Here is a 19,550-nt window from a genome sequence, read left to right as displayed (position 1 = left end):
GACCTATGTAATGACTATAGCTGCCGCGCCTACAGGCCATGGTGGTCCGCAGGAGTGCTTATCGCAGGAGAAACGATATGGAATTGAAATCCAGTGACAATGGTCAACCTCGAAATCCAGGTGACCTCGACCGCACCTTCGCCACCGACGGCCGCATAGAGATCAGCGAAAGGGGCACCGCAAACGCAATCACCTCTGACCAGAATGGCAATTTGTATCTTGTGTCGCAGATCGGCGACCGTTTCCGGTTATCTCGTTACTTTGTCGACGGGGCTAAAGATGAACGGTTCGTGGAAACAACCTGGAACTTCGAAGATGGCGACCAATCCAGGCCAATGCGCTTATTGCTACAAGATGGAAAAATCCTGGTCATCGGCGAATCACTCAAAGCCGGAGTGCTGAGACCCGCCGTCGCACGCTTCAACGCTAGCGGCAGTCCTGACTTGGTATTTGGTCGAAAAGTCATCAAGACAGGGCCAGAAGATGCAACACCCAACCAATTCAGCTACAAATTCGTAGATGGCTGCCTGCAAAAAGACCAAAAGATACTGCTATCAACCGCCTACACACTTCAATCAGGACGTCCATTGGCCAGGCTGTTCCGCCTGCAAGCCACTGGAGAGTCTGATAATAATTTTGGTGAAGGCCAGGGGTTTATCGATATCACGTTCCATGACCGCGATAGCTATGCCAACGATGTCCAGATCCAAAGCAATGGCAGCATTATCGTCGCGGGCAGTTGGAGATATGACGGCGAACAGCAACGAACACGGACCGTGGCTCGCTACACAGTTGAGGGCGTTCTGGACAACACCTTTGGCCGGGCCGGTTATGCCGACATTTTCGTTCCCGAGGAGCAATTAGAGAAATTGCAAATTACCGCGCTGCTTATGGACGAGATCGTTAGTCGGGTTGCCGTCCAGGATGACGACAAGATCATTATCGCCGGCTATGCAAAAGGCTCTGACGGTCTCAGAAACGGGCTACTTGCCAGACTGGAACGCGACGGTGATATCGATAACGACTTCAATCAAGGCAAACCACTACTAATCTCCCGCTCATTAAACGATCTGGCCTTCCACTCCCTGGCAATTCAACCAGACGGAAAAATTGTCGCCGTTGGCAAAGGCACCATGGCAGGCGTAACCATGGAGCTATACGAGCGAGTTAGCGAAAAAGGAGAAATAGACAGGTTCTCGGCCGGCCACAGTGTCGGTGACTGCACTGATGTGACGATACAGCCAGAAGGGCGAGTTGTTATTTCGGGCAGTTCCGGGACGTCCGCAGTTGGCGCTCGTTACCCAAGAGTGTGGGGGCGTCAGGGGCGCTGACTCTAATTATTTGCCACGTAAATTGCGATCAATGGTCACAAGCCAGTGATCGCAAGTTGTAAAGAATTTGGTTTGTCGCTCAATCAATGATCAAGCGTAGGTATCAATCAACGTCCCGAGCATTTCATCGGAAGCCTTGGCGACTTTCGCGCCCAGCTCGACCTGAAACTTGCCTTGGGACATCTCGACCATGTTGCTGGCCAGGTCAGATTCCTGGCTACGGTCCACCGAACGCAGGCGATCGACCTGAGATTCGGAAGACTGGCTGGTCTGCGAACGCTCAATGGTGGTGTTGGCAATCTGGCCGGCGGCCTGATCGACACGGTTCTGCCCTGTCTGAATAGTGCTCAGACCGGCATAAAAAGCGGTGCTTCCTGAGATTTCCATGGGAGAACTCGTCCTGATAAAGGAACAACAGCGGCCATTGAAGCAGACACGCCAGCAAAACACCCGACAAAAACACTAATGGCACAGTGCCGCGTCATAGGCAAAAACATTAATCGAGCAGATCCAGTTGAAGATGCTCGGCCACCGCCTCCGCCGTCACCGACTTGAGTTTCGGCACCCGGCCCAGGCACGGCGCGGGTATCCGCTCGGCCAGCGTGGCGAGGTTCTCCTCCAGGCGCGAGGTCTTCGGCTCGATGATGTTGGCCACCCATCCAGCCAACTGCAGACCATCGTTAGCAATCGCTTCAGCCGTGAGTAGCGCATGGTTGATGCAGCCCAGCCGTACGCCGACCACCAGAATCACCGGCAGATCCAGCGCGATCGCCAGGTCCGACAAATTATCCTGATCCGCCAACGGCACGCGCCAACCGCCCGCCCCTTCGATCAGCGTGAAGTCCGCGCTCATCTCCAGGATCTCGCGCATCGGCGTCAACAAGGATTGCACCGTCAACGCGATGCCCGCCTCCCGCGCCGCCAAATGCGGAGCGATCGCCGGTTCGAACGCCACTGGATTGACCTGTGCATACGTCAGCGGCACAGAGCACTCCGCCAACAACGCCAACGCGTCGGCGTTGCGCAAGCCTTTAGGGGTCACCTCGCAGCCGGAAGCCACGGGCTTACCCGCCGCAGTGCTCAACCCTGCCGACCGCGCGGCATGCAACAAACCTGCAGCAACGGTGGTCTTGCCGACATCAGTGTCAGTACCGGTGATGAAATAGGCTGCGCTCATAAGGGTTTCTCCAACACGGCATAAACCACTTGATAAGTCGCCGGCAGTCCCTGTGCCTGACGAAACTGCTCATACGCCTCGACCAGGCCGAGGATCCGCGCCCTGCCAGTCAAACCGCCCGGCCGACCAGGGTTCAGGTTATGCGCCCCCAACGCCTTGAGTTCATGGGTCAGGCTGCGCACATCCGGGTAATGCAACACATGCGGACAGGTTTGCAGGCTGATGACCTGCAAGCCACTGGCTGCGCACAACTGTTGATAAGTCTCGAACTCGCGGAAGCGGTTGACGTGCACCATGCCATCCACCTGACGCCAGCTGTCACGCAATTCGTACAGCGTGCCGACACACAGACTAGCAAACGCAAAAACGCCGCCCGGTTTTAATGCCCGATACGCTTCACTGAGCACTGAGGCGAAGTCCGAACACCACTGCACCGCGAGGCTGGAAAAGATCAGGTCACAGGTTGAATCCTGCAACGGCAACCGCTCAGCATCGCCAGCGATAAAGTGTGTGGCGCCACCCAATGGCCGGGCGTGATTGAGCATGCCTTCGGCGATATCCAGCGCAATACCGTGACTCGCCAGAAAACGCTCACCCAGCGCACGGCTGAAATAACCGGTGCCGCAACCCAGGTCCAGCCAGCGACCCGGCACAAACTCATCGGGCAATCGCCGCAACAACTCGCTGCCAACATCCCGTTGCAACTCAGCGACGCTGTCGTAGCTGGCCGCCGCGCGGGAAAAGGACGCTGCCACCTGACGCTTGTCGGGCAAGCCTGCGGGTAGCTTGGGAAGGGATAAATCAGTCATCACCGGACTCATGCAAAAAGGCCTGGATCGCCCCCGCCACACCGTGGGGGTCTTCCAGAAGAAACGCGTGGCTGGCCTGTTCGATCAGGCCGATTTCGACATCCGGCAACAACGCCAGCAAGTCCCCCGCCGCTTCGGCCGGGACCAGGCCGTCGAGGCCGGCGAACAGATGCAGTTGCGGCCCCCGAAACGCCTGCAGCGCTTGCCGGGTATCCAGTTGCGCGAGGATTTCCAGGCCGCTCATCAAGACTTGCGCCGATGCATGCGGCGCGCCGCCGAGCAACAGTCGCGACAGTCCACGTGGGTCTTCGGCCCCCTGGGCACAGAGCAGCGAAAAGCGTTTCAAGGTCATGCGTGGATCGGCGTTGCAACCGGCCAGAAACGCATCGAAGGTCTCGCCGGGCATCGCGCTCGGCCATTGCTCATGGGCGACAAACGAAGGATTGCTCGCCAGGGTCAACAAGCCACAGCAGCGATCACCGCGACGCGCCGCCAACTCGGACGCGAGTATGCCGCCCAATGACCAGCCACCGAGCCAGGTATCCTGAGGTACGGTCGAATCCAGTTCATCGAGCCACTCTTGCAGCTCGCCCGACTCCAGTTCCGGCAACGGCTCGATCTCGACCCGCAGGTGTTCATCCAAACCCTGCAAGGCTGCGGCCAACGGCTCCAGCGGCGAAATCCCGAGGCCCCAACCGGGCAGCAGAATCAGTCGATTACGCATAGCTTGGCTCCGGTCCCAGTTGTGCAAAACAATCGGCGAGTCCATTTAACAATAGCTGCACCTGCGCTTCGCTGTGGGCAGCGGTCAAGGTCACCCGCAGGCGAGCACTGCCGGCCGGCACGGTGGGCGGACGGATCGCAGTGACCATCAGGCCGCGCTCGCGCAGCATCTGCGAGAGTCGCACCGCGCGGCCGGCATCGCCGATCATGATCGGCTGGATCGGAGTGAAGCTGTCCATGAGTTCCAGGCCGATCTGCTCAGCACCTCGACGAAATTGACGGATCAGCACATTAAGGTGCTCGCGTCGCCAATGCTCGCTGCGCAGTAATTCGAGACTTTTCAGCGTCGCGCAGGCCAGCGCTGGTGGCTGGCTGGTGGTGTAGATGTAGGGACGCGCGAACTGGATCAGACTCTCGATCAGCTCTTCGCTGCCCGCCACAAACGCCCCCGCCGTGCCGAACGCCTTGCCGAGGGTGCCGACCAACACCGGCACGTCCTCCTGACTCAAGCCAAAATGTTCGACGATCCCGCCACCGTTGGCGCCCAGCGGACCAAAGCCGTGGGCGTCATCGACCATCAGCCACGCGCCTTTTGCCTTGGTTTCTCGCGCCAGCGCCGGCAGGTCGGCGATATCGCCGTCCATGCTGAACACGCCGTCGGTGACCACCAGCGTATTGCCGGTGGCCTTTTCCAGACGCTTGGCCAGACTGACCGCGTCGTTGTGCAGATAACGATTGAAACGTGCACCGGACAACAACCCGGCATCCAGCAGCGACGCATGATTGAGCCGGTCTTCCAGCACCGTATCGCCCTGCCCGACCAGCGCGGTGACTGCGCCGAGGTTGGCCATGTAACCGGTGGTGAACAGCAGCGCGCGCGGACGACCGGTGAGATCGGCCAACGCTTCTTCCAACTCGTGATGCGGGGTGCTGTGGCCGATGACCAAGTGCGAAGCCCCGCCGCCGACGCCCCAACGCGCTGCGCCAGCGCGCCAGGCTTCGATCACTTGCGGGTGATTGGCCAGGCCCAGGTAGTCGTTGTTGCAGAAAGCGAGCAACGGCTGGCCATCGACCACCACTTCCGGGCCTTGAGGGCTTTCGAGCAGCGGGCGTTGGCGATAGAGATTGTCGGCACGACGGGCAGCAAGGCGTGCGGCGAGATCGAAAGACATGCAGGCCTCACGGTTCAGGAAAAAACACATCTCCTGTAGGAGCGAGGCTTGCCCGCGAAGGCATCACCGCGGTCAGTCAGACAGACCTGAGTGTCTCATTCGCGGGCAAGCCTCGCTCCTACAGGGCGGGGAGAAGTCAGACAGCCGCGTTATAGAACTGCTCGCTGCTCTTCTGCTCAACCAACGCCTGCTCGATAGCCGCTTGATGCACTTCGTCGGCATGCTCTTCGCGCGCTTCCGGCAGGATGCCCAGGCGCGAGAACAGTTGCATGTCCTTGTCAGCCTGCGGGTTAGCGGTGGTCAGCAGTTTGTCGCCGTAGAAAATCGAGTTGGCGCCAGCGAAGAAGGCCAGGGCCTGCATCTGCTCGTTCATCGCTTCGCGGCCGGCGGACAGGCGCACGTGGGATTGCGGCATCAGGATGCGCGCGACGGCGAGCATGCGGATGAAGTCGAACGGGTCGATGTCATCGGCGTTTTCCAGCGGCGTACCGGCGACTTTCACCAGCATGTTGATCGGCACCGACTCCGGATGCTCCGGCAGGTTGGCCAGCTGGATCAGCAGGTTGGCACGGTCGTCGAGGGACTCGCCCATGCCGAGGATGCCGCCGGAGCAGATCTTCATCCCCGACTCACGCACATACGCCAGCGTTTGCAGGCGCTCGCTGTAGGTGCGGGTGGTGATGATGCTGCCGTAGAACTCCGGCGAGGTGTCGAGGTTGTGGTTGTAGTAGTCGAGGCCTGCGTCGGCCAGCGCAACGGTCTGGTCCTGGTCGAGGCGACCGAGGGTCATGCAGGTTTCCATGCCCATGGCTTTCACGCCCTTGACCATCTCCAGCACGTACGGCATGTCTTTGGCCGACGGATGTTTCCACGCCGCGCCCATGCAGAAACGGGTCGAACCGATGGCCTTGGCGCGAGCGGCCTCTTCGAGGACCTTCTGCACTTCCATCAGTTTTTCTTTTTCCAGGCCGGTGTTGTAGTGACCGGACTGCGGACAATATTTGCAATCTTCCGGGCAAGCGCCGGTTTTGATCGACAGCAGCGTGGAAACCTGGACCCGGTTGGCGTCGAAATGCGCGCGGTGCACGGTCTGCGCCTGGAACAACAGGTCGTTGAATGGCTGAACGAAGAGTGCTTTGACTTCGGCCAAAGACCAGTCATGACGCAGGGTTGCAGAGGTGCTGGCGCTCATGGGCGTTTCCTTGATTTATGCTTGGCAAGCGTCTGGGGAATGGAATACCCACAGGCGCGACACGGATGTTCGGCATATTTAAGGAAGAGCGATGCGCTGTCAACCACGATACGAAGGACTGGTTTACATCTGGTTAAAAAACAAACAATCCTGTTTGCTCTGTTCAGAGCCCGCCGATGACAAAACGCCCATCTGTACAGCCTGCGAAACCGAGCTGCCGTGGCTCGGCGATCACTGCCAGACCTGCGCCCTGCCGCTGCCCGCGTCCGGCCTGACATGCGGCCAATGCCTTCAACAGCCACCTGCCTTTGAGCGAGTTGCGGCGCCCTGGACCTACAGCTTTCCGGTGGACACGTTGATCACCCGTTTCAAGCACAGCGCGAAGTGGCCGTTTGGCCGCCTTCTCGGCGAACTTCTCGCGCAGTTCCTGCAGCATCGCTTCGATGAAGACCTGGAGCGACCTGATCTGCTGATCCCGGTGCCACTGGCGTCCAAACGCCTGCGTCAGCGGGGTTTCAATCAAGCGGCGATGCTTGCGCGTTGGCTCAGTGAATACTTGGACATTGCTTGCGACGAAACGCTGTTGCTGAGGATCCAGGACACCAGCGCGCAACAGGAACTGAAGGCCGAAGCCCGCCGGCGAAACCTGCGTAATGCCTTCGCCCTCGCACCCGGTGCGTCAGTCACGGGCCGTCATCTGGCCCTGATCGATGACGTGCTGACCACGGGTGCGACCGCGCAAACCCTGGCGCGGTTGTTGATGGACGCCGGTGCCGCCCGAGTAGACGTCTACTGCCTGGCTCGTACGCCCAAGCCCGGCGACACGGTTTAACCTGAGTACACAAAACCTGTGGGAGCGAGCTTGCTCGCGATGGCGTCAGTACAGTCGACATCCATGTTGAATGTTATTGCCTCATCGCGAGCAAGCTCGCTCCCACAGGGATTGCGACCTGACTTGACTCCCGCCGTCCAAGCCGCCAACGTCGTCCCCATTGCCACCGCCCAAAGCACTCACCATGTCCCTGCCTACATTACTGTCCCAGCACATCGTCCGCCGTCCGCAGCGCATTGCCCTGCTGCAACACATCGCCGAACAAGGCTCGATCACCCGCGCCGCGAAAAGCGCGGGCCTGAGTTACAAGGCAGCATGGGACGCTATCGATGAACTGAACAACCTCGCGCAAAAGCCGCTGGTGGAACGCAGCGTCGGCGGCAAGGGCGGCGGTGGCGCCAAGTTGTCCGAAGAGGGTCAACGGGTGTTGCGCCTGTATCAGAAGCTGCAGGTGTTGCAGGCACAGGTGTTGGAAGCCGCCGAAGACGCCAGCGACCTCGACTTGCTCGGCCGCCTGATGCTGCGCACCAGCGCGCGCAATCAATTGCACGGCAAAGTCGCGGCGATCGAATCCCAGGGCCGTAACGACAACATTCGTCTCGAACTGGCCGAAGGCTTGAGCATCGACGCGCAGATTACCCACGACAGCACCTTGCGCCTGGAACTACAAATCGGCACCGAAGTGGTCGCCCTGATCAAGGCCGGATGGCTGGAATTGTTGGCCGTCGATCAAGCTGCAACACCTGGCAACAATTGCCTGACGGGCACAATCGAGGAAATCCTCGACGCTGAAGACGGCCCCAGCGAAGTACGCATCGGCCTGCCCAATGGCCAGACGCTGTGCGCCCTGGCCGAGCCGCTACACTTAAGAACCTCCGGCCTTGCCGTCGACCGACCGGTGCTGGTGCAATTCGCGCCGTCCAACGTCCTGCTCGGTACACCGCTCTGAAACAAAACCTTCACTAACGCTCATTAAGGTGACTGCAAAAACCCGCAGGGAGCCTGATGTGAGCCTATTAGAAGAACACCAATCCACCGACCTGGAAAAAATGGTCGGCCTCAGCCGTCGCGGTTTCATCAGCGCCGGTGCCCTCTGCGGTGCGGCGATGTTCCTCGGTGGCAACCTGCTGAGCCGCAGCGTGCTGGCCGCGAGTGTCAGCGCCGGTTCGAGCAAACTGCTGGGTTTCGACAGCATCGCCGCCGCCACGACCGACGCCATTACCTTGCCGCCGGGCTACAAATCCTCGGTGTTGATCAGCTGGGGTCAGCCGTTGCAGAAGAACGGCCCGGCGTTCGATCCGAGCGGCAACGGCAGCGCCGAGCATCAGGAACTGCAGTTCGGCGACAACAATGACGGCATGAGCCTGTTCGAGTTTCCCGGTGAAAAAGACCGAGCGCTGATGGCGATCAACAACGAATACACCAACTACCGCTACCTCTACGCCCACGGCGGCATGCCGCAATCGGCGGAAGAAGTGCGCAAAGCTTTGGCCTGTGAAGGCGTGACGGTGATCGAAGTGCAGCGCAAGAACGGCCAGTGGCAATTCGTCCAGGGCTCGCGCTACAACCGGCGCATCCACGGCAACTCGCCGCTGCATTTTAGCGGCCCGGCGGCCGGTCACGAACTGTTGAAAACCAGCGCCGACCCGCACGGCAAGCAAGTCCTTGGCACCTTCCAGAACTGCGCCAACGGCAAGACGCCGTGGGGCACTTATCTGACCTGCGAAGAGAACTTCACCGATTGCTTCGGCAGCAGCAACGCCGAGCAAAAATTCGATGCTGCGCAAAAACGCTACGGCGCGGTGGCCGCCAGCAAGGAAATCAACTGGCATCAACACGACCCGCGTTTCGACTTGGCGAAGAATCCTAACGAACTCAATCGTCACGGCTGGGTGGTGGAAATCGACCCGTTCGACCCGAAGTCGACGCCGGTCAAACGCACGGCCCTGGGCCGTTTCAAACATGAAAACGCCGCCCTGGCCGAAACCAACGACGGCCACGCCGTGGTCTACATGGGCGACGATGAGCGCGGCGAATTCATCTACAAATTCGTCAGCCGCGACAAGATCAACCACAAAAACCCCAAGGCCAATCGAGACCTGTTGGACCACGGCACCTTGTACGTGGCGCGCTTCGACGCGGGCGACGGCAATACCGATCATCCGAAAGGCCAGGGCGAGTGGATCGAACTGACCCACGGCAAGAACGGCATCGACGCCAGCAGCGGTTTTGCTGACCAAGCCGAAGTGCTGATTCACACGCGCCTCGCCGCCAGTGTGGTCAACGCCACGCGCATGGACCGCCCGGAATGGATCGTCGTCAGCCCCAAGGACGGCCAGGTTTATTGCACCCTGACCAACAACGCCAAGCGCGGCGAAGACGGCCAACCGGTCGGCGGGCCAAACCCGCGGGAGAAAAACGTTTACGGACAGATCCTGCGCTGGCGCACCGACCGGGATGATCACGGCTCGAAAAGCTTCGCCTGGGATTTGTTCGTGGTCGCCGGCAATCCGGGCGTGCATGCCGGCACACCGAAGGGCGGTTCGACGAATATCACCCCGCAGAACATGTTCAACAGCCCGGATGGTTTGGGGTTCGACAAGGCCGGGCGCTTGTGGATTCTGACTGATGGCGATTCGAGCAATACCGGGGATTTCGCGGGCATGGGCAATAACCAGATGCTCTGCGCCGACCCGGTAACCGGGGAAATTCGCCGCTTCATGGTCGGGCCGATTGGTTGTGAGGTGACGGGGATCAGCTTCTCGCCGGATCAGAAAACCCTGTTTGTCGGGATTCAGCATCCGGGGGAGAACGGTGGTTCGACGTTCCCTGAGCACCTGCCGAACGGCAAGCCGCGGTCTTCGGTGATGGCGATTACCCGCGAGGACGGCGGGGTCGTCGGCGCCTGATCCGGCCTCTTCGCGGGCAAGCCTCGCTCCTACAAGGAATCTGCATAACCCTGTAGGAGCGAGGCTTGCCCGCGAAGGCGTCCGCACAGTCACCACCTATCTTCCCCCGTCTGCGCTACCATGCTTGGCCGGACGCGGCAGCCTGCTGCGCGCAGGAGTCAGCATGGCCCACCCGTTTGCAACCCTCACCCCAGACCTCGTGCTCGATGCCGTCGAAAGCATCGGCTTTCTCAGCGACGCGCGCATTCTGGCGCTCAACAGCTACGAAAACCGCGTCTACCAAGTCGGCATCGAAGACTCCGAGCCGCTGATCGCCAAGTTCTACCGCCCGCAGCGCTGGACCAACGAAGCGATACTCGAAGAGCACCAGTTCACTTTCGAACTCGCCGAATGCGACGTGCCGGTGGTCGCGCCGATGATTCACAACGGCGCCAGCCTGCATGAACACGCCGGGTTCCGCTTCACCCTGTTTCCTCGCCGTGGCGGCCGCGCGCCAGAGCCAGGCAATCTGGATCAGCTGTATCGCCTGGGCCAATTGCTCGGACGCCTGCACGCCGTCGGCGCGACCAAGCCGTTCGAGCACCGTGAAGCGCTGGGCGTGAAAAACTTCGGCCACGATTCGCTGAACACCCTGCTCGAAGGCAATTTCGTACCGAAGAGCCTGCTGCCGGCCTACGAGTCCGTCGCCCGCGACCTGCTCAAGCGTGTGGAAGAGGTCTACAAGGCCACGCCGCACCAGAACATCCGCATGCACGGCGATTGCCACCCCGGCAACATGATGTGCCGCGACGAGATGTTCCACATCGTCGACCTCGACGACTGCCGCATGGGCCCGGCAGTGCAGGACATCTGGATGATGCTCGCCGGTGACCGTCAGGAATGTCTCGGTCAGTTGTCGGAATTGATGGACGGCTACAACGAGTTTCACGACTTCGACCCGCGAGAATTGGCGCTGATCGAGCCGTTGCGCGCCCTGCGCCTGATGCACTACAGCGCCTGGCTCGCACGGCGCTGGGATGACCCGGCATTCCCGCATAGTTTTCCGTGGTTCGGCAGCGAGCGGTATTGGGGCGATCAGGTGTTGGCGTTGCGCGAGCAGTTGTCCGCGCTCAATGAAGAACCGCTGAAACTCTTCTAACACCGCAACCCCCTGTAGGAGCGAGGCTTGCCCGCGAAGAAGGCCTGACATTCACCAATGATGTCGACTGTGATGACGCCTTCGCGGGCAAGCCTCGCTCCTACAAAAAATGAAACACATCTATACAATCCCCTCTTTGTTAGCTGCCTAAGCAAGGATTCTGCATGCAAGCCGCCAACCCGCGTCGCGGGTACATCCTGGGCCTCACTGCCTACATCATCTGGGGACTTTTCCCCATCTACTTCAAAGCCATCGCCTCGGTGCCGGCTGTAGAAATCATCATCCACCGGGTGCTCTGGTCGGCACTGTTCGGCGCGCTGCTGCTGATGGTCTGGAAGCATCCGGGCTGGTGGCGCGAGTTGCGGGACAACCCGAAACGCCTGGCGATCCTGGCCCTGAGCGGCACGCTGATCGCGGCCAACTGGCTGACTTACGTGTGGTCGGTGAACAACGGGCGAATGCTCGAAGCCAGCCTCGGTTACTACATCAACCCGCTGGTGAACGTGCTGCTGGGGATGCTGATCCTCGGCGAACGCCTGCGGCGCATGCAATGGATTGCGGTGGGTCTGGCGGCGGTCGGCGTGGCGCAACAGGTGTGGCAGGTCGGTAGTCTGCCGTGGGTGTCGCTGGTGCTGGCGCTGACCTTTGGCTTCTACGGGCTGATCCGCAAACAAGCTCCGGTCAAGGCATTGCCGGGGCTGGTGGTGGAAACCTGGATGCTGGTGCCGATTGCCGTGGCGTGGTTGCTGTTCAATCCGTCGGCGGCCAGTGCACAACCGGCGTTCTGGACCACGTCTGAAGCCTGGTGGCTGGTGGCAGCCGGTCCGGTGACGTTGGTGCCGCTGGTGTGTTTCAACGCCGCCGCACGGCATTTACCCTACACCACCCTCGGATTTCTCCAGTACCTGGCGCCGACATTGGTGCTGCTGCAAGCCGTCCTGCTGTTTGACGAACACTTGTCGTCCAGCACCCTGGTGGCGTTCATCTTTATCTGGGCTGGCCTGGCGATTTACAGCGTCGATGCGGTGATCAGCATGCGTCGGCGCAGCTGATCAGAAAACGTACAAACCTCTACAGGCCACGTTGTTCGTGGCCTGCATCAATCCTTCCCAAGGTTATCCACAGCGTGATCCCCGGCGTTTGTGCGCAACTTGTTGAAACTGTTGGTTTTTTGATCAGATCCTGAAGAACCCCGGCCGGCGTGGCCTGGCGGTGAGTCTCTACAGGTTATCCACAGGCAGGTGCACGTTTAACTTGGATAACCCAATTTGGGACAGCTGTTCAGGGATCACTGCGCAGCACCAATTCCACCATCAAGTCATCGGCCAGGGTTTCCAGGCGCGTTTGCAGCACATCCAGGGATAAGGTCAGCGGCACCGCGAGGATCGCCTCGGCGTGGAACAACGGCTCGCTGCTCATCGGCGCCGGGCGCACTTCGGTGACCAGACGTTCCAGATTCACCCCCTGCTCACTCAGCAAGCGCGTGATGTCGCGCACAATCCCCGGCCGGTCATTGCCCACCAGTTCCATGGCGATCGGTTTCCAGGTGCAGGATTGTTCGATGCCGCTTTCAGCGATCAACACGCGAATACCATGGGTGGACAACGCTTGTAGGGCATCGACCAATTCGTCGTAGGCTTCGGCCGGCACGCCGACCCGAAGAATCCCGGCGAACTGCCCGGCCATGCGCGACATGCGGCTTTCCAGCCAGTTGCCGCCGTGCTCCGCAATGCATTGGGCAATGCGCTCGACCTGCCCTGGCTTGTCCGGTGCGAATACGGTGAGTACGAGGTGGTCCATGGCGCAGCCCTCTTTTGTTATAGAAAGAGAAGTATAGGCAAGGGTTGTTTGTGGCGAGGGGGCTTGCCCCCGTTCGGCTGCGAAGCAGTCGCAAAAGCGGTTAATAAGGTTGATCTGAAAAACATGGAGGGCCGCTCCGCGCCCCAACGGGGGCAAGCCCCCTCGCCACAAAAGGTCAGCATTCAGCCAACAAATGCAGGGCCACATTGCGGCGCACCAAAGATTATGTGTACAAGTTTTTATATTTAACTGGAACAATCCAATAGTTTTTTGAGAACATCCTGTTCCCCGACATGACTGCAATGCGTCATGGGGTCGCAGAACGACGTAATTAGTCTAATTTTCACAAGCGCAATTCATCATGTAGTATGCCGCAGCGCGCACTACATAACGTTGGATCGATGTCTGCCACCGGCACACTCGCAACCCTGAAAGCCCCGTCAGCAAGGCCTCCAAGCCGTTGATTGGACCGAACCCAGCCGCCCGCAAGGGCATGTACTGGCGGACGGGTTTGTGGTTTAAATGGCCAGAGGCTTCATTGTCAAAATTGAAGAGCTGAAAAGCGAAATAGCTGAGCAGAGTGAGGCAAGCAATGACTGAACACGTTCAAGTCGGTGGCCTGCAGGTCGCCAAAGTCCTGTTCGACTTCGTGAACAACGAAGCCATTCCCGGTACCGGCCTCACCGCCGATAAGTTCTGGGCCGGTGCCGATAAGGTCATTCATGACCTGGCGCCGAAGAACAAAGCCCTACTCGCCAAACGCGATGATTTCCAGGCTCGTATCGATGGCTGGCACCAAGCGCGTGCCGGTCAGGCGCACGACGCCGTGGCTTATAAAGCCTTCTTGCAAGACATCGGTTATCTGCTGCCAGAAGCGGCCGATTTCCAGGCAACGACGCAAAACGTCGATGACGAAATCGCCCGCATGGCCGGCCCGCAACTCGTGGTGCCGGTGATGAACGCGCGTTTCGCGCTGAATGCCTCGAACGCCCGCTGGGGTTCGCTATACGACGCGCTCTACGGCACCGACGCCATCAGCGAGGCTGACGGCGCGGAAAAAGGCAAAGGCTACAACAAGGTTCGCGGCGACAAGGTCATCGCCTTCGCCCGCGCCTTCCTCGACGAAGCCGCGCCATTGGCCGCCGGCTCCCACGTCGATTCCACCAGCTACAAGATCGTTGACGGCAAACTGGTGGTCGCCCTTAAAGGCGGCAGCAACACCGGCCTGCGCAACGACGCTCAGTTGATCGGTTTCCACGGCGACGCCGCTGCACCGACCGCGATCCTGCTGAAAAACAACGGCCTGCATTTCGAAATCCAGGTCGATGCCAGCACCCCGGTTGGCCAGACCGACGCCGCCGGCATCAAAGACATCCTGATGGAAGCCGCACTGACCACCATCATGGACTGCGAAGACTCCGTCGCCGCCGTCGATGCCGATGACAAAGTGGTGATCTACCGCAACTGGCTCGGCCTGATGAAGGGCGATCTGTCGGAAGAAGTCTCCAAGGGCGGTCAGACTTTTACCCGCACCATGAACGCCGACCGGACCTACACCGGCATCGATGGCAAGGAACTGAGCCTGCACGGTCGTTCGCTGCTGTTCGTGCGCAACGTTGGCCACTTGATGACCATCGACGCGATCCTCGACAAAGATGGCAACGAAGTGCCGGAAGGCATTCTCGACGGTCTGGTGACCTGCCTCGCGGCGATCCACAGCCTCAACGGCACCAGCTCGCGCAAGAACAGCCGCACCGGCTCGGTCTACATCGTGAAGCCGAAGATGCACGGCCCGGAAGAAGCCGCGTTCACCAACGAGCTGTTCGGGCGCATCGAAGACGTGCTCGACCTGCCGCGCAACACCCTGAAAGTCGGGATCATGGACGAGGAACGCCGTACCACGGTCAACCTCAAGGCGTGCATCAAGGCTGCCAGCGAGCGCGTGGTGTTCATCAACACGGGTTTCCTCGACCGCACCGGCGACGAAATCCACACCTCCATGGAAGCCGGCCCGATGGTGCGCAAGGCCGACATGAAGGCTGAGAAGTGGATCGGCGCCTACGAAAACTGGAACGTCGATATCGGCTTGAGCACCGGCCTGCAAGGTCGCGCTCAGATCGGTAAAGGCATGTGGGCCATGCCCGACCTGATGGCCGCGATGCTCGAACAGAAAATCGCTCACCCATTGGCCGGCGCCAACACCGCTTGGGTACCCTCGCCGACCGCCGCTGCGCTGCACGCGCTGCATTACCACAAGGTCGACGTGTTCGCCCGTCAGGCCGAACTGGCCAAACGTGCGCGCGCCTCGGTGGACGACATCCTCACCATCCCGCTGGCCGTGAACCCGAGCTGGACCGCAGAGCAGATCAAGAACGAACTGGACAACAACGCCCAGGGCATTCTTGGTTATGTAGTGCGCTGGATCGACCAAGGCGTGGGTTGTTCGAAAGTGCCGGACATCAATGATGTCGGCCTGATGGAAGACCGTGCAACGCTGCGTATCTCCAGCCAGCACATCGCCAACTGGCTGCGTCATGGCATCGTCACTGAAGAACAGGTTCTGGAAAGCCTCAAGCGCATGGCGCCGGTGGTTGACCGCCAGAACGCCAATGACGCGCTGTACCGTCCATTGGCACCGAACTTCGACAGCAACATCGCCTTCCAGGCGGCGGTCGAATTGGTGATCGAAGGCACCAAGCAACCGAACGGCTACACCGAGCCGGTGCTGCACCGTCGTCGTCGCGAGTTCAAGGCTGCCAATGGCCTGTAACTGAGCGCTGATGCCGCACAAAAAAAGGCCCTGATCTTCGGATCAGGGCCTTTTTCGTTTACGTGAGATCGGCGGTGCGGCTTTCGCGGGCAAGCCTCGCTCCTACAGGACTTGCGTTGATGATCCTGTAGGAGCGAGGCTTGCCCGCGAGGGCGATCGCATAGGCAACCTATAACTCGGGTCAAGGCTCCATCCCCAACTCATGCTTGACCAACGCCAGCAACTTGCCGGTATCGATCGGCTTGAGCAGGAAATCCACCACGCTCAGGTGCATGGCGGCAATCGCGTCTCCGACGTCGGCATCGCCAGACACAATGATGATCGGCATCGCCGCCCGGACCGATTCGCGCACCTGGCGAATCAATTCCAGGCCATCCACATGCCCCATGCGCAGATCGGTAATCACCAGTCCAATTGAGGGTTTCTCGTCCAGCATCTTGAGTGCGGTCTCACCGCTGGCAGCGGTCATGCAGCGAATACCGTCCAGACCAAGAATCTCCGATAGCAGCTCCCGGGCATCTTTGTCGTCATCGACAATCAGCACCCGCTGCGGCGGAAGATCAGGCTCCAGCATGATCGCACTGAGCGCCTCGCGCTCGGCGTCACTCAAAATATCGTGGTCGGACATGGCTTTCTCTACGTTTTCTATTCAATCCCCTAGCACAGTGGTCAGACATCGCTAAGCAGAGCTTCAATGTGCACTTCGTCGGATATTTTGCCTAGAGGAAAAATGAGACGTTTTCCCACAATGTGCGTAGGGCATATCCGAAATATAGCCATATCCACCGGCTACCTAGACTTACGTCCAATGGGCACCCTGCGCACAGGGGCCGACCATGGCTGAACAATCCGACAACAACAATTCAAAAAAGACTGCGGTAATAGTGATGAGTAAAGCGGACGCCTTCACCCAGGCAGGGAAAACCGCGGTATTGCAAAACATCCAGGGCACCTTGCAATTCCTCCAGCGTTTCCCGCCCTTCAATCAAATGGAACATGCGCACCTGGCCTACCTGGTGGAGCAATGTCAGCTGCGTTTCTATGCGCCCGGCGACAGCATCATCAAGCCCGCCGACGGCCCGGTTGAGCATTTCTACATCGTCAAACAAGGCCGAGTCGTCGGCGAACGCCCGCACACGGCCAAGGGCGGCACCGAAACCACCTTCGAAATCACCACGGGGGAATGCTTCCCCCTTGCCGCGCTGCTGGGTGAACGTGCGACCCGAACTGAACATCTGGCGGCCGAAGATACTTTCTGCCTGCAACTGAACAAACTGGCCTTCATCAAGTTGTTCGCCCTCTCCAATACCTTTCGCGACTTCGCCCTGCGCGGGGTCAGCAGCCTGCTGGATCAGGTCAACCAGCAGGTCCAGCAAAAAGCCGTGGAAACCCTCGGCACGCAATATTCCTTGAACACCCGGTTGGGCGAACTGGCCATGCGGCACCCGGTGACCTGTAGCCCTATCACCCCACTGCGCGAAGCCGTGACCCTGATGCACGAGCAGCAGGTCGGCAGCATCGTGATCGTCGACGAACAGAAAGCTCCGCTGGGGATTTTCACCCTGCGCGACCTGCGCCATGTGGTGGCGCAAGGCATCAATGACTTCAACGAAGCCATCGAGCGCCACATGACCCGGGCACCGTTTTTCCTGACGCCGGATCACAGTGCTTTCGACGCGGCGATTGCCATGACTGAACGGCACATCGCCCACGTCTGCCTGGTCAAGGACCAGCGACTGTGCGGCGTGGTGTCCGAGCGCGATCTGTTTTCCCTGCAACGGGTCGATCTGGTGCACCTGGCGCGGACCATCCGCAGCGCGCAGAAAGTCGAAAACCTGGTGGCACTGCGCGGCGAAATCGGCCAATTGGTAGAGCGCATGCTGGCCCACGGCGCGTCCTCGACCCAGATCACCCACATCATCACCCTGCTTAACGACCACACCGTGTGCCGGGTGATCGAACTGACACTCGCCGAGAAAGGCGACCCCGGCGTGCCGTTCAGTTGGCTGTGTTTCGGCAGCGAAGGCCGCCGCGAGCAAACGCTGCACACCGATCAGGACAACGGGATTCTGTTCGAAGCTCGGGACGCGGCGCATGCCGCCGAGCTTCGCGGCAAGCTGTTGCCCATCGCCCAACAGATCAACCACAGCCTGGCGCTTTGCGGCTTCACCCTGTGCAAGGGCAACATCATGGCCGGCAATCCCGAGCTGTGTTTGTCCCGGGCCGAGTGGGCACGACGGTTCGCGGCGTTTATCCGCGAGGCGACGCCGGAGAACCTGTTGGGGTCGAGCATTTATTTCGACTTGCGCGTGGTCTGGGGCGACGAGCAGGGCTGCGAACAACTGCGTCGAGGGATTCTCGATCAGGTGGCGGACAACCGTTTGTTCCAGCGGATGATGGCCGAGAACGCGTTGCGCAATCGTCCACCCGTAGGACGATTCCGTGAGTTCGTATTGGCGCGCAAGAATGGCGAGAAAGCCACGCTGGACCTGAAAGTCCAGGGCCTGACGCCGTTCGTGGATGGCGCCCGATTGCTCGCGCTGGCGAATGGCATCGAAGCCAACAACACTCAGGAACGCTTTCGGCAACTGGTGGAGAAAGAAGTCATCGATCCGCTCGACGGTGCTGCGTACGAAGAGGCCTATCACTTCATTCAGCAAACCCGCATGCAGCAACATCAGCTACAGACCCGGGAGAATTTGCCCTACTCCAACCGCGTCGATCCCGACATCCTCAATCATCTGGACCGGCGCATCCTGCGCGAATCCCTGCGCCAGGCCCAACGCCTGCAAAGCAGCCTGGCCCTGCGGTATCAGCTATGAGCCTGTTTTCATGGTTGCGCCCGGCGACCCCGCTGCTACCCGAGGCTCTGCAGCAGCGGCTGCAGCAATTGCCGGTCGGCGCCGGGCTGAGCGAATGCAGCCTGCGCGAGCAGCGTTGGGTGGTGCTGGACCTGGAAACCACCGGGCTGAACCTGAACAAGGATCGGGTGCTGTCCATCGGCGCCGTGGTGATCGAGGACGGCGCGATCGATTTCAGCCAACAATTCGAACGCACCCTGCAATGCGTCGATATGAAACTGGCGCCGAGCATGTTGATCCATGGCCTGGGGCCCAGCGCGATCGCCGCCGGCAGCGATCCAGCCGAGGCGCTGCTGGAGTTCATGGAGTTCCTCGGCGACAGCCCAGTGCTGGCGTTTCATGCGCCGTTTGATCAGCACATGCTCGGGCGCGCGCTGAAAGATCATCTGGGCTACAAGTTGCAGCATCCGTTTCTGGATGTGGCGGACATCGCGCCGCTGCTCTGCCCGCAGGCGAACATTCGCGAGGCCGGGCTGGATGAATGGATTGACTGGTTCAAGCTTGAAGTGTTCGAGCGACATAACGCCAGCGCCGATGCGTTGGCCACGGCGGAGCTGGCATTGATTCTGTTCAGCCGTGCGCGGCAACAGCAGATACATAGCCCGCTGAATCTGCAGCAGCGGATCAGCCAGTGGAAACGGCGGCAGCGGGCGCCTTCGTTCTGAATCTCCGGTGTCTGTTCTGGCGCCTTCGCGGGCAAGCCTCGCTCCTACATTAAAAATGCGCTGCCCTTGTAGGAGCGAGGCTTGCCCGCGAAGAACGATAACGCGGTCTCCCGACCAGCGTTAATTGCTTACCTCCCTCGCCTCTGCCACAATCGCGAACAATTCTCGTTA

At 60.0% G+C, this 19,550-nt stretch carries 17 protein-coding genes; 9 read left to right on the top strand and 8 right to left on the bottom strand.

What is annotated here, in order from left to right; all coding sequences use genetic code 11:
• Positions 1-77: 77 nt before the first annotated feature.
• Positions 78-1,331 (top strand): hypothetical protein, encoded by a 1,254-nt coding sequence (locus ACIOYV_RS19470; RefSeq protein ID WP_401326134.1) that lies wholly within the window; start codon positions 78-80, stop codon positions 1,329-1,331.
• 90 nt (positions 1,332-1,421) lie between these two features.
• Here ACIOYV_RS19470 and ACIOYV_RS19465 read toward each other — a convergent pair whose 3' ends face one another.
• The 6 genes from ACIOYV_RS19465 to bioB form a co-directional block, all read right to left on the bottom strand.
• The gene (locus ACIOYV_RS19465) at positions 1,422-1,718 is read right to left on the bottom strand and encodes a hypothetical protein (RefSeq protein WP_054044173.1); all 297 of its coding nucleotides are present in this window, start codon (positions 1,716-1,718) and stop codon (positions 1,422-1,424) included.
• A 109-nt stretch (positions 1,719-1,827) separates the two neighbouring features.
• Positions 1,828-2,508 carry a dethiobiotin synthase gene (gene bioD / locus ACIOYV_RS19460; protein WP_401326131.1) on the bottom strand — a complete coding sequence of 227 codons (681 nt, stop codon included), beginning with the start codon at positions 2,506-2,508 and terminating at the stop codon, positions 1,828-1,830.
• Positions 2,505-3,317: a malonyl-ACP O-methyltransferase BioC gene (gene bioC / locus ACIOYV_RS19455; protein WP_401326128.1), complete on the bottom strand. Its 813-nt coding sequence runs from the start codon at positions 3,315-3,317 to the stop codon at positions 2,505-2,507. Before bioC ends, bioD begins: the two co-directional genes overlap by 4 nt.
• Positions 3,310-4,041 carry an alpha/beta fold hydrolase gene (locus ACIOYV_RS19450; protein ID WP_401326125.1) on the bottom strand — a complete coding sequence of 244 codons (732 nt, stop codon included), beginning with the start codon at positions 4,039-4,041 and terminating at the stop codon, positions 3,310-3,312. The genes bioC and ACIOYV_RS19450 overlap by 8 nt, the downstream gene beginning before the upstream one ends.
• On the bottom strand, positions 4,034-5,212 hold the full coding sequence (gene bioF, locus ACIOYV_RS19445; RefSeq protein ID WP_401326122.1) for an 8-amino-7-oxononanoate synthase: 1,179 nt from the start codon (positions 5,210-5,212) through the stop codon (positions 4,034-4,036). Before bioF ends, ACIOYV_RS19450 begins: the two co-directional genes overlap by 8 nt.
• 136 nt (positions 5,213-5,348) lie before the next feature.
• Entirely contained in the window at positions 5,349-6,404 is a 1,056-nt protein-coding gene (bioB, locus tag ACIOYV_RS19440) for a biotin synthase BioB (protein ID WP_401326119.1), read from the bottom strand.
• Between the two features lie 91 nt (positions 6,405-6,495).
• Here bioB and ACIOYV_RS19435 point away from each other — a divergent pair, with 91 nt between their 5' ends.
• The 5 genes from ACIOYV_RS19435 to rarD all read left to right on the top strand — a co-directional run bounded on the left by ACIOYV_RS19435 (position 6,496) and on the right by rarD (position 12,335).
• Positions 6,496-7,236, top strand: coding sequence for a ComF family protein (locus ACIOYV_RS19435; protein ID WP_401326116.1), 741 nt, complete (start codon positions 6,496-6,498; stop codon positions 7,234-7,236).
• 184 nt (positions 7,237-7,420) lie between these two features.
• Entirely contained in the window at positions 7,421-8,185 is a 765-nt protein-coding gene (locus ACIOYV_RS19430) for a TOBE domain-containing protein (protein ID WP_401326113.1), read from the top strand.
• Between the two features lie 58 nt (positions 8,186-8,243).
• Positions 8,244-10,145, top strand: a complete 1,902-nt coding sequence (locus tag ACIOYV_RS19425; RefSeq protein WP_401326110.1) for a PhoX family protein — start codon at positions 8,244-8,246, stop codon at positions 10,143-10,145.
• 163 nt (positions 10,146-10,308) lie between these two features.
• A complete protein-coding gene (locus ACIOYV_RS19420; RefSeq protein WP_054616850.1) occupies positions 10,309-11,283 on the top strand; it encodes a serine/threonine protein kinase in 975 nt (324 codons plus the stop codon).
• A 164-nt stretch (positions 11,284-11,447) separates the two neighbouring features.
• Positions 11,448-12,335, top strand: a complete 888-nt coding sequence (gene rarD / locus ACIOYV_RS19415) for an EamA family transporter RarD (protein WP_163911203.1) — start codon at positions 11,448-11,450, stop codon at positions 12,333-12,335.
• Between the two features lie 229 nt (positions 12,336-12,564).
• Here the strand turns inward: rarD and ACIOYV_RS19410 are convergent, their stop codons facing one another.
• On the bottom strand, positions 12,565-13,083 hold the full coding sequence (locus ACIOYV_RS19410) for a glycine cleavage system protein R (protein WP_054044184.1): 519 nt from the start codon (positions 13,081-13,083) through the stop codon (positions 12,565-12,567).
• 592 nt (positions 13,084-13,675) lie between these two features.
• Between ACIOYV_RS19410 and ACIOYV_RS19405 the strand changes: the two genes are divergently transcribed.
• On the top strand, positions 13,676-15,853 hold the full coding sequence (locus ACIOYV_RS19405) for a malate synthase G (protein WP_401326105.1): 2,178 nt from the start codon (positions 13,676-13,678) through the stop codon (positions 15,851-15,853).
• Positions 15,854-16,034: 181 nt separating this feature from the next.
• On the opposite strand, the gene ACIOYV_RS19400 is transcribed toward ACIOYV_RS19405, so the two are convergent.
• Entirely contained in the window at positions 16,035-16,481 is a 447-nt protein-coding gene (locus ACIOYV_RS19400; RefSeq protein WP_054044186.1) for a response regulator, read from the bottom strand.
• Between the two features lie 259 nt (positions 16,482-16,740).
• Here ACIOYV_RS19400 and ACIOYV_RS19395 point away from each other — a divergent pair, with 259 nt between their 5' ends.
• Both ACIOYV_RS19395 and ACIOYV_RS19390 read left to right on the top strand, forming a co-directional pair.
• Entirely contained in the window at positions 16,741-18,675 is a 1,935-nt protein-coding gene (locus ACIOYV_RS19395) for a DUF294 nucleotidyltransferase-like domain-containing protein (RefSeq protein ID WP_401326306.1), read from the top strand.
• Positions 18,672-19,379, top strand: a complete 708-nt coding sequence (locus tag ACIOYV_RS19390) for a PolC-type DNA polymerase III (RefSeq protein ID WP_401326102.1) — start codon at positions 18,672-18,674, stop codon at positions 19,377-19,379. Before ACIOYV_RS19395 ends, ACIOYV_RS19390 begins: the two co-directional genes overlap by 4 nt.
• The last annotated feature ends 171 nt before the right edge of the window (positions 19,380-19,550 follow it).

Origin of the sequence: Pseudomonas sp. NPDC087342, assembly GCF_044744265.1 — a bacterium.
Classification (GTDB): Bacteria; Pseudomonadota; Gammaproteobacteria; order Pseudomonadales; family Pseudomonadaceae; genus Aquipseudomonas; species Aquipseudomonas nunensis.
Note: the sequence above shows the minus strand (reverse complement) of the source record. Positions and strands in the feature narration are given on the sequence as shown.

Excerpts from the sequence above, each read along its gene's own strand:
- ACIOYV_RS19470 (WP_401326134.1), top strand. The coding sequence starts at position 78 with ATGGAATTGAAATCCAGTGACAATGGTCAACCTCGAAATCCAGGTGAC.
- ACIOYV_RS19465 (WP_054044173.1), bottom strand. The coding sequence starts at position 1,718 with ATGGAAATCTCAGGAAGCACCGCTTTTTATGCCGGTCTGAGCACTATT.
- bioD (WP_401326131.1), bottom strand. The coding sequence starts at position 2,508 with ATGAGCGCAGCCTATTTCATCACCGGTACTGACACTGATGTCGGCAAG.
- bioC (WP_401326128.1), bottom strand. The coding sequence starts at position 3,317 with ATGACTGATTTATCCCTTCCCAAGCTACCCGCAGGCTTGCCCGACAAG.
- ACIOYV_RS19450 (WP_401326125.1), bottom strand. The coding sequence starts at position 4,041 with ATGCGTAATCGACTGATTCTGCTGCCCGGTTGGGGCCTCGGGATTTCG.
- bioF (WP_401326122.1), bottom strand. The coding sequence starts at position 5,212 with ATGTCTTTCGATCTCGCCGCACGCCTTGCTGCCCGTCGTGCCGACAAT.
- bioB (WP_401326119.1), bottom strand. The coding sequence starts at position 6,404 with ATGAGCGCCAGCACCTCTGCAACCCTGCGTCATGACTGGTCTTTGGCC.
- ACIOYV_RS19435 (WP_401326116.1), top strand. The coding sequence starts at position 6,496 with ATGCGCTGTCAACCACGATACGAAGGACTGGTTTACATCTGGTTAAAA.
- ACIOYV_RS19430 (WP_401326113.1), top strand. The coding sequence starts at position 7,421 with ATGTCCCTGCCTACATTACTGTCCCAGCACATCGTCCGCCGTCCGCAG.
- ACIOYV_RS19420 (WP_054616850.1), top strand. The coding sequence starts at position 10,309 with ATGGCCCACCCGTTTGCAACCCTCACCCCAGACCTCGTGCTCGATGCC.
- rarD (WP_163911203.1), top strand. The coding sequence starts at position 11,448 with ATGCAAGCCGCCAACCCGCGTCGCGGGTACATCCTGGGCCTCACTGCC.
- ACIOYV_RS19410 (WP_054044184.1), bottom strand. The coding sequence starts at position 13,083 with ATGGACCACCTCGTACTCACCGTATTCGCACCGGACAAGCCAGGGCAG.
- ACIOYV_RS19405 (WP_401326105.1), top strand. The coding sequence starts at position 13,676 with ATGACTGAACACGTTCAAGTCGGTGGCCTGCAGGTCGCCAAAGTCCTG.
- ACIOYV_RS19400 (WP_054044186.1), bottom strand. The coding sequence starts at position 16,481 with ATGTCCGACCACGATATTTTGAGTGACGCCGAGCGCGAGGCGCTCAGT.
- ACIOYV_RS19395 (WP_401326306.1), top strand. The coding sequence starts at position 16,741 with ATGAGTAAAGCGGACGCCTTCACCCAGGCAGGGAAAACCGCGGTATTG.
- ACIOYV_RS19390 (WP_401326102.1), top strand. The coding sequence starts at position 18,672 with ATGAGCCTGTTTTCATGGTTGCGCCCGGCGACCCCGCTGCTACCCGAG.